Origin of the sequence: Streptomyces capillispiralis (assembly GCF_007829875.1) — a bacterium.
In the GTDB taxonomy this organism is placed as follows: Bacteria; Actinomycetota; Actinomycetes; order Streptomycetales; family Streptomycetaceae; genus Streptomyces; species Streptomyces capillispiralis.
Genome location: NZ_VIWV01000001.1, coordinates 294,705 through 313,902 on the forward strand (window position 1 = coordinate 294,705; position 19,198 = coordinate 313,902).

Genomic DNA, 19,198 nt, shown 5'->3' on the forward strand with positions numbered 1-19,198 from the left:
CGCTCCGTCAGTCCCGCTGTTCGTCAAGGTTGCCGTTGAGTGCTGCCTGCACGAGGTCGTCGACCTCCATGGCGTCGATGGACGCGTCGGACACGTCCTCGGCGCCGGTGCCCTCCGCCTGTGCCCGGGCCGCCGGTTCCTGGGCCCGCCCTGCGAGCTTCAGGAGCGGTTCCAGGACGCCGATCTCACGCAGCCGGTCGAGGGGCACCGAGGCGAGGACGGCGCGCAGCGCGGCCTCGTCGGTGCTCTCGCCGCCCGGCGTGTCGCCGGGCAGCAGCTCGCGGAGGATGTGCTCGGCGAGGGCGGCGGGGGTGGGGTGGTCGAAGACGAGGGTGGCGGACAGGGTGAGTCCGGTGGCGGCGCCGAGCTGGTTGCGCAGCTCGACGGCGCCGAGTGAGTCGAAGCCGAGGTCGCGGAAGGCCCGGTCGGGGCCCACCAGGTCGGTTCCGGTGTGGCCGAGGACGTCGGCGGCGCGTTCCCGTACCAGGGTGAGCACGGTGCCCAGGCGCCGGTTGCCGGGCAGCCGGGTCAGCCGGTCGCGCAGTTCGGGCGCGGCCCGGTCGGCGTCGTGTCCGGCGGCGGTCGTGGTGGCCGTGAGGGCGGCGTGGGCGGGCATCTCCGTCAGCAGGGCGCTGGGCCGCACCGTGGTGAAGGCCCGCACGAACCGCTTGGGGTCGACGTCGGCGACGACCGCGACCGGGTCGCTGTCGGTGACGGCTTGGCGCAGCGCCAGGACCGCGAGGTCCGGGTCGAGCGGCCGGATGCCGGTGCGCCGGGCGAGGGCGGCGGCGCGTCCGTCGCCGGCCATGCCGTCGCCGCCCCAGGCGCCGTAGGCGATCGAGGTGGCGGGCAGGCCTTCGGCGCGGCGGCGTTCGGCGAGGGCGTCGAGGACCGCGTTGGCCGCCGCGTAGTTGCCCTGGCCGGGGTTGCCGACCGCGGCGGACGCGGAGGAGAACAGGGCGAAGACGTCCAGGTCGTGGCCGCGGGTCAGCTCGTCCAGGAGGAGCGCGCCGGTGACCTTGGCGTGGAAGACCGTCTCGAACCGCTCGGGGGTGAGGCTGTCGAGCACACCGTCGTCGAGGACGCCCGCGGTGTGCACGACGCCGGTGAGGGGCGCGTGGGCGGGGAGGTCCGCGAGGACGGCGGCCAGGGCGTCCCGGTCGGCGACGTCGCAGGCGGCGAAGGTGGCCTCGGCGCCGAGTTCGGCGAGTTCGGCCCGGAGCTTGCCGGCGCCGGGCGCGTCGGGGCCGCCGCGGCTGAGGAGCACCAGGTGGCGGGCCCCGGCGCCGGCGAGGCGGCGGGCGACGTGGGCGCCGAGGGCGCCGGTGCCGCCGGTGATCAGGACGGTGCCGGAGGGCTGCCAGTCGCGGGGGGTGCCGGGCCGTACGGCGGCGAGCCGGCGGCCGAAGACGGCGGCGGGCCGGATCGCGAGCTGGTCCTCGCCCTCGGGGTCGGCGAGGACGGCCGCGAGCCGCTGCGCGGACCGCTCGTCGAGGGTCTCGGGCAGGTCGACGGTGCCGCCCCAGCGGTGCGGGTACTCCAGCGCGGCGACCCTGCCGAGGCCGTGCACGGCGGCCTGGAGCGGCGCGGGCACGTGTTCGCCCGGTGAGACGGCTACGGCGCCGCGGGTGAGGCACCACAGCGGTGCGTCGACGCGGGCGTCGCCGAGCGCCTGGAGCAGCGCGGTGGTGAGGGTGGCGCCGTGCGGGGTGCCGGGGGCCTGCGGGTCACCGCCCTCGGCGAGGGCGAGCAGCGACACCACGCCGGTGAACGAGGCGTGCCCGTCCCGGAGTTCGCGCAGCCGGGCGGCGAGGCCGGCGCGGTCGGCGCCGGTCGCCTCCAGGCGGACGGTCGCGGGGCCGAGGAGGCGCAGCACCTCGGCGGTCCACGGGTCGTCGGCGCCTCCGGCGGGCAGCACGGCCAGCCATGTGCCGGCCGGGGCGCCGGTGGTGGCGGACCGGTTCAGGGGGCGCCAGGCGATGCGCTGGCGCCAGCCGTCCACGGTGGCCCGGTCGCCGCGCTTGCGGCGCCAGTCCCGCAGGGCGGGCAGCACCCGGGACAGGGACTCCCCGTCGACCCCCAGGTCACCGGCGAGGGCGTCGAAGTCCTCGCCCTGGACGGCCGCCCAGAACGCGGCGTCGCCGTCCCCGGCGCCGGCCGGGATGTCCGGGGTGGCGGGGGCCGCGTCGGGCCAGAAGCGGCGGCGCCGGAGGGCGTACGTCGGCAGGTCCACGCGGCGGGCGCCGGTGCCGTCGAGCAGCGCGGCCCAGTCGAGGGGCTGGCCGGCGGCGTGCAGCCGGGCGACCGCGGCGATCAGGGACCGCTCCTCGTCGCGTCCGGTGCGCAGCGCCGGTACGGCGGCCGGGGCCGGGCGGTTGTCGTCGGCGAGGGCGTCGAAGGTGTCCTGCGCCAGGGAGCAGAGCACACCGTCGGGCCCGAGTTCCAGGTAGCGGGTGGCGCCGCGGGCGGCGAGGGTGCGTACTCCGTCGCCGAACCGGACGGCGCCGCGGACGTGTTCGACCCAGTACCCGGGGTCGCACACCCGCTCCGGTGCGGCCGTCTCCCCGGTGAGGTTCGACACCAGGGGCAGCGTGGGCGCGGTGTACGACACGCTCCGGGTGACCTTTGCGAAGTCCTCGAGCATGGCGTCCATGTGCAGGGAGTGAAACGCATGGCTCACCCGCAAACGCCTAGTCTTCCGGCCGAGTGCGGTGAACTCCTCGGCGAGGGCGGTGACCGCGTCCTCGTCGCCGGAGACCACGACCGCGTCGGGGCCGTTGACGGCGGCCAGCGACATCCGGTCGCCGAGCCGTGCGGCGACCTCCTCCTCGCCCGCCCGTACGGCGATCATGGCGCCGCCGGCCGGGAGGGCCTGCATCAGCCGGGCGCGGGCGGCGACGACCGTGCAGGCGTCCTCCAGGGTGAACACCCCGGCGACGTGGGCGGCGGCGATCTCGCCGACGGAGTGCCCGGCCAGCAGGTCCGGGCGGACGCCCCAGGACTCGACCAGCCGGTACAGGGCGACACCGAGGGCGAACAGCGCGGGCTGGGTGTAGCCGGTGGTGTCCAGCAGGGCCGCCTCGGGCGTGCCCTCCGGCGCGAACATCACCTCGCGCAGCGGCCGGTCGAGCTCCGGGTCGAGGCGGGCCGCGACGGCGTCCAGGGCCTCGGCGAACACCGGGTACCGGTCGTACAGTCCACGGCCGGCGCCGGGCCGCTGGGAGCCCTGGCCGGGGAAGAGGAACGCGGTCCGGCCGCCGGGGGCGGCGCGGCCGCGCAGGACGTTCGGAACGGTGCGGCCCTCGGAGAGCGCCGTGAGCGCGTCGAGGAGTTCGGCCCGGTCGGCGGCGACGAGCACGGCGCGGTGCTCGAACGCCGAGCGGGTGGTGCCGAGGGACAGCGCCAGGTCGGCGACCGAGGCGGTGGAGGCGGTGGAGTGCGCGGCGGCCGGGTCCGCCGCCTCGGTGAGCCGGGCGAGCAGGCGGTCCGCCTGCTCGGCCAGGGCGTCCCGGGTGACGGCGGACAGGGCGACCGGCAGCGGTCCCGTGGCCACCGGGTCCTCCCCGGCGGACGGGGCCGGGGCGGTGGTGTCGGCCGTCGGCTGCTCCAGGACGACGTGGGCGTTGGTGCCGCTGGCGCCGAAGGAGGACACGCCCGCGCGGCGCGGACGCCCGGTCTCGGGCCAGGCGGTCGCCTCGGTCAGCAGCCGTACGGCGTCCGGGTCCCAGGCGACGTGCGAGGACGGCGTGCCGACGTGCAGGGTCTTCGGCAGGGTGCCGTGCCGCATCGCCAGGACCATCTTGATGACGCCGGCGACACCAGAGGCCGCCTGCGTGTGGCCGAGGTTGGACTTCAGCGAGCCGAGCAGCAGCGGCCGGTCGCGGTCCTGGCCGTAGGTGGCGTGCAGGGCCTGCGCCTCGATCGGGTCGCCGAGCGCGGTGCCGGTGCCGTGCGCCTCGACGGCGTCGACGTCGCGGGCGGTGAGACCGGCGGCGGCCAGTGCCTTGCGGATGACGCGCTGCTGGGAGGGGCCGTTGGGGGCGGTGAGGCCGTTGGAGGCACCGTCCTGGTTGATCGCGGAACCGCGCAGCACGGCGAGGACCTGGTGGCCGTTGCGGCGGGCGTCGGAGAGCCGCTCGACGACGAGCATGCCCACGCCCTCGGCCCACGCGGTGCCGTCGGCGTCGTCGGAGAAGGCCTTGCAGCGGCCGTCCGGGGACAGCGCGCCCATCTCGCCGAACTCGACGAAGCCGACCGGCGTCGACATGACGGTGACACCGCCCGCGAGGGCGATGGAGCACTCGCCGTTGCGCAGGGCCTGCGCCGCGAGGTGCAACGCGACCAGCGACGACGAGCAGGCCGTGTCGACGCTGACCGAGGGCCCTTCCAGGCCGAGGGTGTAGGACAGGCGGCCGGAGAGCAGGCTCGCCGACTGGGCGGTCTCGACGTGCCCGACCTGGCCGATGGCCGGACGGTAGTCGCCGCTGCCGCCGCCGACGAACACGCCGGTGTCACCGCCGCGCAGCCCGGCCGGGTCGATGCCGGCCCGCTCCAGGGCCTCCCAGGCGGCCTCCAGCACGATCCGCTGCTGCGGGTCGATGACCAGGGCCTCGCGCGGTGAGATGCCGAAGAAGTCGGGGTCGAAGTCGGCGACGTCGTACAGGAAGCCGCCGTGGCGGGTGACGCTGCGGCCCCGGCCGTCCCGGTCCCCGTCGAGGAGCCGGTCCAGGTCCCAGCCGCGGTCGGTGGGGAAGGCCCCGATGGCGTCGGTGCCGGCGACGGCCAGCTTCCACAGGTCCTCGGGCGAACGCACTCCGCCCGGGTAGCGGCAGCTCATGCCGACGATGACGACCGGGTCGTCGGCCGTCGCGGCGTCCGTGCCGTGCGCGGCCGGGGTGGCCGGGCCGGTGTCCTCGCCGAGGAGCCCGGTCAGCAGGTGCGCGGCGAGCGCGGTGGGCGTCGGGTAGTCGAAGACCAGGGTGGCGGGCAGGGTGAGCCCGGTCGCGGTCGCGAGTTGGTTGCGCAGGTCGACGGCGGTCAGCGAGTCGAACCCGAGGTCCTTGAAGGCCTGTTCGGCGGGTACGGCGTCGGCGCCCGCGTGGCCGAGCACCGAGGCGACCTCGGTGCGGACCAGGTCGAGGGCGTACGGGAGCCGGTCCCGCTCGTCGAGCTGCCGCAGCCGGGTGCGGAGCGCGTCGGCGGTGCCCGCGTCCGCGCGGTCGCCGCCGCCGACCGCGTCCAGCGCGCGCCGTGCCTCGGGCAGTTCGGTGAACAGGCGGCCGGGGCGGGTGCGGGTGAAGGCGGGCGCGAAGCGGTCCCACAGCACGTCGGCGACGGTCACCGAGGCAGAGGCCGACGGGTCGGCGACGGCGTCGCCGACGACCGCGCCGAGCACGGTCAGGGCCCGGTGCGGGTCCATCGTGGGCAGGCCGTTGGCGCGCAGGTGGGCGGCGAGCCCGTCGGGTCCGGTGCCGGTCCAGGCGCCCCAGGAAACGGCGACCGCGGTACGGCCGTCCGCCCGGCGTTCCCGGGTGACGGCGTCCAGGTAGGCGCCCGCGGCGGCGCCGGCTCCCTGACCGCTGACGCCCCAGACCCCGGAGATGGAGCCGAACACGACGAAGGCGTCAAGGTTCCGGTCCCCGGTGGCCGCGTCCAGTGCGTCGAGGTCCCGGCGCACGGCGGCGAGGAGGGCGTCCGCGCCGGGCGCGTCGGCGCCTGCGGCGGGGGCGCCGTCGTCACCGGTGTGGATCACGGCGGTGAGCGGACGGCCGTCGGGCAGGGCGTCCACCGCGCCGGTGAGGGCGGAGGGGTCCGCCGGGTCGTGCGCGACCACCGTGAACTCGGTTTCCAGTTCGGCTAGTTCGGCACGCAGCGCGTCGAGCGCCTGGGCGTCGGCTTCGCCGCGGACGGCCAGCAGGACGCCGGTGGCTCCGTTCCCGGCCAGCCAGCGGGCGACGTGGCCGGCGAAGCCCTCGGGGCCGCCGGTGACCAGCACGGTGCCGGTGGGCCGCCACGGGGCGTCCGGGCGCTGTGCCGCCGCCCGGACCAGCCGCCGACCGTAGGCACCGGAGGCGCGCAGCGCGACCTGGTCCTCGGCGTCAGGACCGGTCGCGGTCAGGACGGCCCGCAGACGCTCGGCGGTGCGGGCGTCGGCCACGTGGTCGACGTCGACGAGGCCGCCCCAGCGGTCGGGCCGTTCCAGGGCGGTGACCCGGCCGAGGCCCCAGACCGCCGCCTGTCCGGGGTCGGTTCCGGCGTCGGAACGGCCCACAGAGACGGCACCCCGGGTGAGGACCCACAAGCGGCCGGTGATCCCGGCTCCGTCCAGGGCGTCCAGCAGGGCGTCGGGCCAGGCGGCACCGGACGGCAGGGCGCGGTCGTCGCCGCCCGCCGCGGCGAGCAGGGAGACCACACCGGCGTACTCGGTGCCGTCGGCGGCCTCCGTCAGACGTGCGCCGAGTGCGGCACCGTCCGGAGCGTGGACCACGCGCACCGCGTCGGCGCCGAGGGCGCCGGCGACGGCCTCGGCCCACGGGTCGCCGTCGAGCACGGTGGGGATCAGTACGAGCCAGGGACCGTCGGCGGCCGGGGACTTGACGGCACCGGCCGTCAGCGGACGCCAGCTCTCCCGGTACCGCCAGCCGTCCACCAGGGACCGCTCGCTGAGCCCGCGGCGCCACGAGGAGAGGGCGGGCAGCACGTCCGACAGGACGGTGTCGTCCAGGTCGAGCGTGGCGGACAGCGCCTGGAGGTCCTCCCGTTCCACGGCGGCCCAGAAGGCGGCGTCCACCGGGTCCTGCCCGGCACCCGCGCCGGGCGCGGCGGCCGGTTCGGGCCAGTAGTGCTCACGCTGGAAGGCGTAGGTGGGCAGTTCCGTACGACGGGCGCCGGTCCCGCGGAACCAGGCGTCCCAGTCGATGTCGACGCCGGTGACGTGGAGCCGGGCCAACGCGGTCAGCAGGGCGGTCTCCTCGGGCCGGTCCTTGCGCAGCACCGGCACGGACACCGTGTCGGCGGCTCCGTCCAGCACCCGCGCGGCCATCCCGGTCAGGACGCCGTCGGGGCCCAGCTCCAGGAACGCGTTCGCTCCCCCGTCGGCCAGCGCACGCACGCCGTCGGCGAACCGCACCGTGCCACGGACGTGGCGCACCCAGTACTCCGCCGAGCACAGCAGCCTCGGGTCCGCCACCTCACCGGTCACGTTGGAGACGACGGGGATGACCGGCTCGGCGTAGGCGAGGCTCTCGGCGACCCGGCGGAACTCCGCCAGCATCGGGTCCATCAGCGGCGAGTGGAAGGCGTGACTCACCGGCAGGCGCTGCGTCTTGCGGCCCTGTGCGGCGAACTCCTCCGCCAGCGCCACGACCTCGGGCTCGGCGCCCGCGATCACCACCGCGTCCGGTCCGTTGACCGCCGCCAGGGCGGTGTCGTCGGTCAGGCGCGGGGTGATCTCCTCCTCGGTCGCCTGCACGGCCACCATCGCGCCGCCGGCCGGGAGTTCCTGCATCAGCCGGGCACGCGCCGCCACCAGCGCGCACGCGTCCTCCAGCGACAGCACCCCGGCGACATGCGCGGCCGTGATCTCGCCCACGGAGTGACCCGCCACGAACTCCGGCCGCACACCCCAGCTTTCGACCAGCCGGAACAACGCCACCTCGACGGCGAACAGCGCGGGCTGAGTGAACCCGGTCGTGTCCAGGAGTTCCGCCTCGGGCGTGCCCTCCTCAGCGAACAGCACCTCCCGCAGCGGCCGTTCCAGCTCCACGTCCAACCGGGCCAGTACGGCGTCCAGCGCCTCCGCGAACACCGGGAACCGGGCGTACAGCTCACGCCCCATCCCGGCCCGCTGCGACCCCTGACCCGAGAACAGCACGGCGAGCGACCGCTCCACCGCACGACCACGCGCCACCTCCACGGGGGCGCCCTCCGCGCCCGCGAGCAGCACCGTCCGGTGCTCGAACGCGGTGCGGCCGACGGCCAGGGTGTAGGCGGTGTCGAGGGCCGGGACGTCCGGGTGGGCGGCGGTGAACGACACCAGCCGCCCGGTCTGGTCCGTGAGGGCCTCGGTGGTGCGGGCGGACACGAGCCAGGGCACCTCGGCGGGCACCACGGGAGCCGCGTCGCCGCGCGACTCGACGTCCGCCGGGGCCTGCTCCAGCAGGACGTGGGCGTTGGTGCCGCTGACCCCGAAGGCGGAGACGCCGGCGCGGCGGGGCCGGCCGGTCTCCGGCCAGGCCCGGCGCTCGCGGAGCAGGGAGACCGTGCCGCCGGACCAGTCGACGTGGGTCGACGGGGTGTCGACGTGGAGGGTGCGGGGCAGTTCGCCGTGGCGCAGGGCGAGGACGGTCTTGATGACGCCGGCGACACCGGCGGCGGCCTGGGTGTGGCCCAGGTTGGACTTGACCGTGCCGAGCAGCAGCGGGTGCTCCGGGTCACGCTCGGTGCCGTAGGCGGCGATCAGGGCGTGTGCCTCGATGGGGTCGCCGAGGGTGGTGCCGGTGCCGTGCGCCTCGACCACGTCGACGTCGGCCGGGGTGAGGCGGGCGTCGGCGAGGGCGGCGCGGATGACGCGCTGCTGGGCGCGGCCGTTAGGGGCAGTCAGGCCGTTGGAGGCGCCGTCCTGGTTGACGGCCGCGCCGCGGACCACGGCGAGCACGGGGTGCCCGTTGCGGCGGGCGTCGGAGAGCCGTTCCAGGACGAGGACGCCGGCGCCCTCGGACCAGGCGGTGCCGTCGGCGGAGTCGGCGAAGGCCTTGCAGCGGCCGTCGCCGGCGAGGCCGCCCTGGGCGGTGAACTCGACGAAGGCGTCGGGGCTGGACATCACCGAGACGCCGCCGGCCAGGACCAGGGAGCACTCGCCGGAGCGCAGCGCCGTGGCGGCCATGTGCAGGGCGACGAGCGCCGAGGAGCAGGCCGTGTCGACGGTGACCGCCGGGCCCTCCAGGCCGAGGGTGTAGGACAGCCGGCCGGACATGACACTGGCGGTGGTGCCGGTGGCGGCGTGGCCCTGCACGTCGGTGGTGCCGCGGCGCAGCATGGTGGCGTAGTCCTGGCCGTTGGTGCCGACGAAGACACCGGTGGCACTCCCGCGCAGGCCCGCCGGGTCGATGCCGGCGCGCTCCAGGGCCTCCCAGGACGTTTCCAGCAGCAGGCGCTGCTGCGGGTCCATGGCCAGGGCCTCGCGCGGGGAGATCCCGAAGAAGGCGGCGTCGAAGAGGCCGGCGCCGTCGAGGAATCCGCCCTCCAGGGTGGCGGAGCCGCCGCGGGCGAGGGTGTCGAGGTCCCAGCCCCGGTCGGTGGGGAAGCCGGTGATCGCGTCGCGGCCGTCGTACAGCAGGTCCCACAGGTCGTCGGGTGAGTCGACGCCGCCGGGGAAGCGGCAGCCCATGCCGACGATGACCACGGGGTCGTCGTCGCTCGCGCGTCCGGTGGTGTCCGCGGTGGCGCGGCCGTCGGCCGGCTCGGGCAGGGTGCCGAGCAGTTCGGTGAGGAGGTGGGCGGCCAGGTCGCGGGTGGTGGGGTGGTCGTAGACGAGGGTGGCGGGCAGCCTCAGGCCGGTGGTGGCGTTGAGCGTGTTGCGCAGTTCGACGGTGGTCAGCGAGTCGAAGCCGAGGTCGGTGAAGGCCTGGTCGGGTTCGACGGCGGCCGGGTCGGAGTGGCCGAGGACGCCGGCGACCTGGGCGCGCACGAGGTCCAGGACGTACCGCTGCCGGGCGGGTCCGGTGAGCGTGGCGAGTTCTCGGCCGAGCGCCGGACCGGTGGTGGTGGCCGCGGTCGTGGGGGCGACGGTGGTGGCGCGCAGTTCGGGCAGGTCGCGGACGAGGGGGCGGTGGGCGGCGAAGACCGCCGCGTACCGCTGCCAGTCGATGTCGGCGACGGTGAGCGCGGTGTCGCCGTGCTCGACGGCGGTGTCGAGGGCGGCGAGCGCGTCCTCGGCGCTCATCGGGGTGAATCCGCCGCGCCGTACGCGGTCCTCCACTCCGGTGCCGTCGCCGGCCATGCCGGTGCCGGCCCAGGGCCCCCAGGCGACGGAGGTGGCGGGCAGGCCGACGGCGCGGCGGTGTGCGGCGAGGGCGTCCAGGTAGGCGTTGGCGGCCGCGTAGTTGCCCTGGCCGGCGGCGCCGAGGCTGCCGGCGGTGGAGGAGAACAGCACGAAGTCGGTGAGGCCGCTGTCGCGGGTCAGTTCGTGCAGTTGGGCGGCGGAGTGGGCCTTGGCCCGCAGGACGGTGTCGAACCGCTCGGGGGTGAGGGTGTCGAGGACGCCGTCGTCGAGCACGCCGGCGGTGTGGACCACCGCGGTGAGGGGGTGTGCGGCGGGTACGGCCGCGAGGACGGCGGCGAGGGCGTCGCGGTCGGCGGTGTCGCAGGCGGCCACGGTCACCTCCGCGCCCAGCTCGCGCAGTTCGGCCGCGAGTTCGGCGGCGCCGGGCGCGTCGGGGCCGCGGCGGCTGACCAGCAGCAGGTGCGGGGTGCCGCGTCCGGCGAGGCGGCGGGCGACGTGGGCGCCGAGGGCGCCGGTGCCGCCGGTGATCAGGGCGGTCCCCTCGGGGGCGAACCGCCGGGGGGCGGGGCCGTCGGGCGCGGGGTGGTGGGCCAGGCGGCGGGCGTAGGTGGCGGAGGCGCGGACGGCGAGGTCGGTCTCGTCGCCCGGTTCGGCCAGGAGGTGGGCCAGGCGGCGCACGGCCTGGGTGTCGAGGTGTTCGGGGAGGTCGACGGCGCCGAAGCGGCGCTCGGGGTGTTCCAGGGCGGCGACGCGGATCAGGCCGCGTGCGGCGGCCTGCCCGGGGTGGGCAAGGTGGTCGGCGCGGCCGGTGGTGACGGCCCGGCGGGTGAGGATCCACAGCGGGGCGTGGATCCCCGAGTCGCCGAGGGCCTGCACGGCGGTGGCCGTGGGCAGCACACCGCCGAGGCCGGCGGGGTCGCCCGCACCGGAGTCGTCGGTGCCGAGGGCGAGCAGGGACAGGACGCCGGTGAAGCCGCCGTCGGGCGCGGGGAGTTCCCGCAGGAGGTCGGCGAGGCCCGCGCGGTCCCGGCCGTCGGTGGTCACGCGTACGGCGCGCAGGCCGAGGGCGTCCGGCAGTTCGGTCACGTCGGTGTCGGGGCCGGTGGCCGGGAGCAGGACGAGCCAGGTGCCGACCGGTCGCGCGGTGGGGGCGCCGTCCAGCGGCTTCCACACGGCGCGGTGGCGGCGGGCGTCGGCGGCGGCCCGCTCGGTGCGGCGGCGCCGCCACGCGGACAGGGCGGGCACGAGGGCGGCGAGGGTGTCGTCGTCGAGGCCGAGGTCGGCGCCGAGGGCGGGCAGGTCGGCGCGCTCGACGGCGGACCAGAACGCGGCGTCCGCGCCGTCGGCCGGGCCGGCCGCGGTCGTCGGGACGGGTCCGTAGGTGGTGTCGGGCCAGTAGCGGCTGTGCTGGAAGGCGTAGGTGGGCAGGTCGACGCGGCGGGCGCCGGTGCCGTGCAGGACGCCGGACCAGTCGACACGGGTGCCGTGGACGTGGAGGCGGGCCAGGGCGGCGGTGAGCGCGGTGACCTCGTCGCGGTCGCGGCGCAGCGCGGGCACCGTGGTCACCTCGGTGTGCGCCGCGGTGAGGTCGGCGGCGTCGAGGGTGTCGCGGGCGGCGGCGGACAGGGTGCCGTCGGGGCCGATCTCCAGGAAGGAGGTGTGGCCTTGGCGGGCGAGGGTGCGTACGGCGTCGGCGAAGCGGACGGTGGCGCGGACCTGGTGCACCCAGTAGTCGGGGGTGCGCAGTGCGTCGGTGTCGGCGGGTTCGCCGGTGACGGTGGACACCAGCGGCACGGACGGCAGGTGGTAGGTGAGGCCGCGGGCGACCCGGGCGAAGTCGTCGAGCATGGCGTCCATGCGCGGCGAGTGGAAGGCGTGGCTGACGCGCAGGGCGCGGGTCCTGCGGCCGTCCCCGGAGAGCCGGGCGGCGATCCGGGTGACGGCGTCCTCCTCGCCGGACAGGACGACGGAGCGGGGGCCGTTGACGGCGGCCAGGGAGACCCGGTCCTCCAGACCGTCCAGCAGCGGCAGCACCTCGTCCTCGGCGGCCTCTACGGCGACCATGGCGCCGCCGGCCGGCAGGGCGGCCATGAGGCGGCCCCGGGCGGCGACGAGGACGCAGGCGTCGTCCAGCGAGAGGACGCCGGCGACGTGGGCGGCGGCGAGTTCGCCGACGGAGTGGCCGGCGACGCTGTCGGGGACGGTGCCCCAGGACTCGACGAGCCGGTAGAGGGCCACTTCGAGGGCGAACAGGGCGGGCTGGGTGTGGGCGGTGTCGTGCAGGAGGGCGGCGTCCGGTGTGCCGTCCTCGGCGAACAGCACGTCCCGCAGCGGGCGTTCGAGTTCCCGGTCGAAGCGGGTGAGGACGGCGTCCAAGGCGTCCGCGAAGGCCGGGTGGCGGTCGTACAGTTCGCGGCCCATGGCGGCGCGCTGGCTGCCCTGCCCGGTGAACAGGAAGGCGAGGCGGCCCCGGGAGGGGGCACCGGTGACGAGGGCGCCGTCGGGGGCGCCGTCGCGCAGGGCGGTCAGGGCGCGCAGGACCCCGTCGCGGTCGCCGGCCAGGACGGCGGCGCGGTGTTCCAGGGTGCCGCGGGTGGTGGCCAGGGAGTGGGCCACGTCGAGCAGCGGGACGTCCGGGTGGGCCTCGGTGTGGTCGAGGAGCCGGCCGGCCTGGGCGCGCAGGGCGGGGGCGGTGCGGGCGGACAGGACCAGCGGCACGCCGGCCGGCAGGGTGCCGGGGTCCGTGGCGGGCACGGTCCTCGGCTGCTCCGCGTCGGGGGTGTCGGGGGCCTGTTCGACGACGGTGTGGACGTTGGTGCCGCTGAGGCCGAAGGAGGAGACGGCGGCGCGGCGGGGCCGGCCGGTCTCGGGCCAGGGCACGGTGTCGGTGGCCAGCTCGATGGCGCCGGAGTTCCAGTCGACGTGGCTGGAGGGGGTGTCCACGTGCAGGGTGGGCGGGACGGTGCCGTGGCGCATCGCCATGACCATCTTCATGACACCGGCGATGCCGGACGCCATCTGGGTGTGGCCGATGTTGGACTTCACCGAGCCGAGCAGCAGCGGCCGGTCGGCGGGCCGTCCCTGGCCGTAGGTGGCGAGCAGGGCCTGCGCCTCGATCGGGTCGCCGAGCGCGGTGCCGGTGCCGTGGCCCTCGACCACGTCGACGTCGGCCGGGGTGAGGTTCGCGTTGGTGAGGGCCTGGCGGATGACCCGGGCCTGGGAGGGGCCGTTGGGAGCGGTGAGGCCGTTGGAGGCGCCGTCCTGGTTGACGGCGGAGCCGCGGATCACGGCGAGCACGGGGTGGCCGTTGCGGCGGGCGTCGGAGAGCCGTTCGACCAGGACGAGGCCGACGCCCTCGGCGAGGCTCATGCCGTCGGCGCCCTCGGCGTACGCCTTGCAGCGGCCGTCGGGGGCCATGGCGCGCTGGCGGCTGAAGCCGGTGAAGGCGCTGGGGGTGGCCATCACGCTGACGCCGCCGGCGAGGGCGAGCGTGCTCTCGCCGTTGCGCAGCGACTGGCAGGCCAGGTGCAGCGCGACGAGCGAGGAGGAGCAGGCGGTGTCCAGGGTGACGGCCGGTCCCTCCAGGCCGAAGGTGTAGGCGAGGCGGCCGGACATCACGCTGGAGATGGTGCCGGTGATGAGGTGGCCCTCGGCGCCCTCGGTCGAGGCGCCGCCCGCCGTGTAGTCCTGGTAGCTGGCGCCGATGAAGGTGCCGGTGAGGCTGCCGCGGAGGGTGGCGGGGTCGATGCCGGCGCGTTCCAGGACCTCCCAGCCGGTCTCCAGCAGGAGCCGCTGCTGCGGGTCCATGGCGAGGGCCTCGCGCGGGGAGATGCCGAAGAAGCCGGCGTCGAAGTCGGCGACGTCGTGGAGGAAGCCGCCCTGGGTGGAGTAGGTGGTGCCGGGCTTGTCGGGGTCCGGGTCGTAGAGGGCGTCGGCGTCCCAGCCGCGGTCGGCGGGGAAGCCGGTGATGGCGTCGCCGCCGGCCGCGACGAGGTCCCACAGGGCCTCGGGGCTGGTGATGCCGCCGGGGTAGCGGCAGCTCATGGCGACGACGGCGATGGGCTCGTCGTCGACGGCGGCGGTGCTGCGCACCGGTCCGTCGGCCTCGGTGCCGGGGCCGCCGACGAGGCCGCGCAGGTGCGCGACGAGGGTGAGCGGGTCCGGGTAGTCGAACACGAGGGTGCTCGGCAGGGTGAGGCCGGTGACGGCGGCGAGCCGGTTGCGCAGGTCGACGGCGGTGAGCGAGTCGAAGCCGACGTCGCGGAAGGCGCGGCGTTCGGACAGCACCTCCGGGGAGGCGTGGCCGAGGACGGTGGCGGCCTCGGAGCGGACCAGGTCCAGCAGGAGACGGTCCTGTTCGGCGGCGGGCAGCGCGCGCAGCCGGCCGGCGAACTCGCCGCCGTCGGCGGCACGGGCCTCGGACTCCTCGGTGAGCCGCCGTACGTCGGGGACGTCCTCGAACAGGTCGGTGGGCCGCGAGGAGGTGAACACCGGGTGGTAGCGGTCCCAGTCGACGTCGGCGACGGCGAGGACGCCCTCGTCGGCGTCGAGGGCCCCCCGCAGTCCGGCGAGGGCCAGTTCGGGGTTCATGAAGACCAGTCCGCTGCGGCGGATCTGGCCGGGGTCGACGCGGCCGAGCTTCATGTCGTCGGCCCAGATGCCCCACGAGATCGCGGTGGCGCGGGCGCCGCGGGCACGGCGGTGCTCGGCGAGCGCGTTGAGGTGGGCGTTGGCGGCGACGTACGCGGCGTGCCGGCCGCTGCCCCACAGGCCGGCGGTGGACGAGTACAGGACGAACGCGTCGAGCTGGTCGTCGTCGAGGAGTTCGTCGAGGTGGGCGGCGCCGGCGGTCTTGGCGTGCACGACCTTGGCGAAGGCGTCCAGGCTGGTCTCGTCGATCGACTGGAGTTCGATGACGGCGGCGGTGTGGAAGACGCTGCGGACGGTGCGGCCCTCGGCGGCGAGCCCGTCCAGGAGCGCGGCGACGGCGTCCCGGTCGGTGACGTCGCAGGCGGCGACGGTGGCGGTGCAGCCGCGTTCGGCGAGCTCGGCGACGAGGTCGGCCGCTCCGGGCGCGCTGTCGCCGCGGCGGCTGGTGAGCACCACGTCGCGGGCGCCCCGGTCGGCGAGCCAGCGGGCCAGGTGGGGGCCGAGGGTGCCGGTGCCGCCGGTGACCAGGACGGTGCCGCGCGGGCTCCAGCCGGGGCCGCCGGCGGGGGCGGGCGCCGGGGCGACGCGGCGGGCGAGTACGCCGGAGGCGCGGACGGCGAGCTGGTCCTCGCCGGTGCTGCCGGTGAGGACGGCGGCGAGCCGCTGGGCGGCACGGTGGTCGAGGGTTTCGGGCAGGTCGACGGTGCCGCCCCAGCGCTGCGGGTGTTCCAGCGCGGCGGTCCAGCCGAGGCCGTGCACCAGGGCCTGCGCGGGCCGGGTGAGCCGGTCGGCGCGGCCGGTGGAGACGGCGCCGCGGGTCAGCGCCCACAGGGGCGCGTCGATCCCGGCGTCGCCGAGGGCCTGGATCAGGGTGACGGAGAGCGCGAGCCCGGCGGGCAGCACGGGGTGGAGGGTGCCGGTGTCCTCGGCGGCGGCCAGCAGCGAGACCACGCCGGTGGGTTCGGGCAGCTCGCGCAGGCGGGCGGCGAGATGGGCGCGGTCGGTGTCGGCGGCGTCGAGGCGCAGCGGCACCGGATCGGCGCCGTGCGCGGCGAGCGCCTCCCGCACGGCGGCGGTGTGCCCGGGGTCGGTGCCGTCGGCGGTGACCAGCAGCCAGGTGCCGGTGAGGGCGGCGTCGGGCAGGGCGCCGAGCGGCTTCCAGGTGGCGCGGTAGCGCCAGGAGCCGACGGTGGAGCGGTCGCGGCGTTGCCGTCGCCAGGTGGACAGGGCGGGCAGGACGGGGGCGAGGGCGTCGCGGTCCAGGTGCAGGCGGGTGGCGAGGGAGTCGACGTCCTCCTGCTCGACCTCGGTCCAGAACTCGTCGTCGGCGGGGTCGCCGTCGCCCGCGGCGCGCGGCGGCGCCGCCTCGGTCCACAGGTGTTCGCGCTGGAAGGCGTAGGTGGGTAGGGGTGTCCTGCGGGCGCCGCAGCCGGCGTAGACGGCGGCCCAGTCGGCGCGTCCGCCGCGGACCCACTGCTCGGCGAGGGAGGTCAGGAAGCGGCCGGTGCCGCCCTGTTCGCGGCGCAGGGTGCCGGTGACGGCGACGTGGTCGCCGCTCTCCTCGGCGGTGGCCTGCACCGCCATGGTGAGCACGGGGTGCGGGCTGATCTCGACGAACACGGTGTGTCCGGAGCCGAGGAGGGCGCGTACGGCATCCTCGAAGCGGACGGTCTGCCGCAGGTTGCGGTACCAGTAGGCGGCGTCCGTGGCGGCGGCGCCGAGGATCTCGCCGGTGACCGTGGAGTGGAACGGCACGCGTGCCTGGCGGGGTGTCACGGGGGCGAGCAGTTCGAGGAGTTCGTCGTGGATGCGCTCGACCTGCGGGGAGTGGGAGGCGTAGTCCACGGCGACGCGGCGGGCACGGATGTCGCGGGCGGTGAACTCGGTGTGCAGGGCGTCGAGGGCGTCGGGGGTGCCGGCGAGGACCACGGAGCGGGGTCCGTTGACGGCGGCGACGGAGACGGCGCCGTCGTGGGCGGCCAGGTACTCCTCGGCCTCGGCGGCGGGCAGCTGGACGGACATCATGCCGCCGGCGCCGGCCAGGACGCGGCCGATGGCCTGGCTGCGCAGGGCGACGACGCGGGCGCCGTCCTCCAGAGACAGGGCGCCGGAGACGACGGCGGCGGCGATCTCGCCCTGGGAGTGGCCGACGACGGCGTCCGGGGTGACGCCGTGGGCGCGCCACAGCTCGGCCAGGGACACCATCACGGCCCAGGTGGCGGGCTGGACGACGTCGACGCGGTCGAAGCCGGGCGCGCCGTCGGCGCCGCGGATCACGTCGGTCAGGGACCAGTCGGTGAACGGGGCGAGCGCGGCGGCGCACTCGTGCAGCCGCTCGGCGAAGACGGGTGAGGTGTCCAGGAGTTCGGCGCCCATGCCGGCCCACTGGGAGCCCTGGCCGGGGAAGACGAACACGGTGCGGCCGTCGGTGTCGGCGGTGCCGCTCACCACCTGGGCGGTGGACTCGCCGTCGGCGAACGCGGTGAGCGCGCCGGTGAGTTCACCGGCGGTGGTGCCGAGGGCGACGGCGCGGTGCTCCAGCACGGAGCGGGCGGTGATCAGGGTGTGGCCGACGTCGGCCGGGTGCGGTCCGGCGGCGGTGACGTGCGCGGCGAGGTTGCGGGCCTGGTCGCGCAGCGCGGCGGGGGCGGCGGCGGACAGGATCCAGGGCAGGGTGCCGCCGGCCGGGAGGGCGGGCTCGGGGTTCTCGGCGGGTTCCGGGGCGGTCGGCGCCTGCTCCAGGATGGCGTGGGCGTTGGTGCCGCTGATGCCGAAGGAGGAGACGGCGCAGCGCAGCGGGGCGTCGTCCTTGTGCCAGTCGGTGGTCTCGGTGACCAGGCGGACGGCGCCGCTCGACCAGTCGACGTGGGTGGACGGCCGGTCGGCGTGCAGGGTGCGCGGCAGGGTGCCGTGCCGCATCGCCATGACCATCTTGATGATGCCGGCGACGCCGGCGGCCGACTGGGTGTGGCCGATGTTGGACTTCACCGAGCCGAGCAGCAGCGGGCGTTCGGGGTCGCGGTCCTGGCCGTAGGTGGTGAGCAGGGCCTGCGCCTCGATGGGGTCGCCGAGCGCGGTGCCGGTGCCGTGCGCCTCGACCACGTCGATGTCGTCGGCGGCGAGCCCGGCGGCGTTCAGGGCCTGGCGGATGACGCGGACCTGGGAGGGGCCGTTGGGGGCGGTGAGGCCGTTGGAGGCGCCGTCCTGGTTGATGGCGGAGCCGCGGACGACGGCGAGGACCTCGTGGCCGTTGCGGCGGGCGTCGGAGAGGCGTTCCAGGACGAGGACGCCGATGCCCTCGGCGAGGGTCATGCCGTCGGCGTCGTCGGAGAACGCCTTGCAGCGTCCGTCGCGGGCCAGGGCCCGCTGCCGGCTGAACGCGATGAACGACATCGGGTTGGTCATGACGGTGGCGCCGCCCGCGAGGGCGAGGCTGCTCTCGCCGTTGCGCAGCGACTGGCAGGCCAGGTGCAGCGCGACCAGGGAGGAGGAGCAGGCGGTGTCGACGGTGACGGCCGGGCCCTCCAGACCGAAGGTGTAGGCGAGGCGGCCGGACAGGACGCTGGGGCTGGAGCCGGTGACGGCGTGCCCTGCGGAGCCGTCGTCCATGGCGACGCCGTAGTCCTGGTAGGTGGAGCCGATGAAGGTGCCGGTGGGCGTGGAGTGCACCGCGGCGGGGTCGATCCCGGCGTGTTCGAACGCCTCCCAGGTGGTCTCCAGGAGCAGCCGCTGCTGCGGGTCCATGGTGACGGCCTCGCGGGGCGAGATGCCGAAGAAGCCGGGGTCGAACTCGCCCGCGTCGTGCAGGAAGCCGCCGAGGGTGGAGTAGGTGGTGCCGGGGTGGTCGGGGTCCGGGTCGTAGAGGGCGTCGGCGTCCCAGCCCCGGTTGACGGGGAAGTCGGAGATGGTGTCGGTGCCGTCGGCGACGAGCCGCCAGAACGCGTCGGCGGAGCGGGCGCCGCCGGGGAAGCGGCAGCTCATGCCGATGATGGCGATGGGCTCGTCGGTGGCGGCCGGGCCGGCGGTGGCGGGCTGTGCGCTGTCGCCGGTGCCGAGGAGTTCGTCCCGCAGGTGGCGGGCGAGGGCGGCCGGGTTGGGGTGGTCGAAGACCAGGGTGGTGGGCAGGGCGAGGCCGGTGAGCGTGGCGAGGCGCTTGCGCAGTTCCACGGCGGTCAGTGAGTCGAAGCCCGCGTCGCGGAAGGCGCGCTTGGCGGGGACGCCGTCGGCGGAGGTGTGGCCGAGGACGACGGCGGCCTCGGAGCGGACCAGGTCCAGGAGCAGTCGCTGCTGCTCTTCGCCGGTCAGGCCGCGCAGGCGCCCGGCCAGTTCGGAGACGGTCGCGGTGGTGTCCGCGGGGGCGGCGAGGGCGCGGACGGTGTCGATCTCGTCGAACAGGCGGCTGGCGCGCACGGCGGTGAAGACCGGGTGGTACTGCTCCCAGTCGACGTCGGCGACGGTGACCGCGGTGTCCCGCTGGACGAGGGCGCGGCGCAGCTCGGTGACGGCGGTGGCGGGGGCCAGCAGGCGCAGTCCGCTGCGTTCGAG

1 protein-coding gene (running past one end of the window) is annotated in these 19,198 nt (G+C 76.4%); it reads right to left on the bottom strand.

What is annotated here, in order from left to right:
• Positions 1–7 precede the first annotated feature (7 nt).
• Positions 8–19,198, bottom strand: partial view of a type I polyketide synthase gene (locus tag FHX78_RS00845; RefSeq protein WP_145865530.1) — the 3' portion only. It continues 9,456 nt past the right edge of the window; 19,191 of the gene's 28,647 nt are visible here — the last part of the coding sequence; its start codon lies off the right edge, out of view — the gene reads right to left on this strand; its stop codon occupies positions 8–10.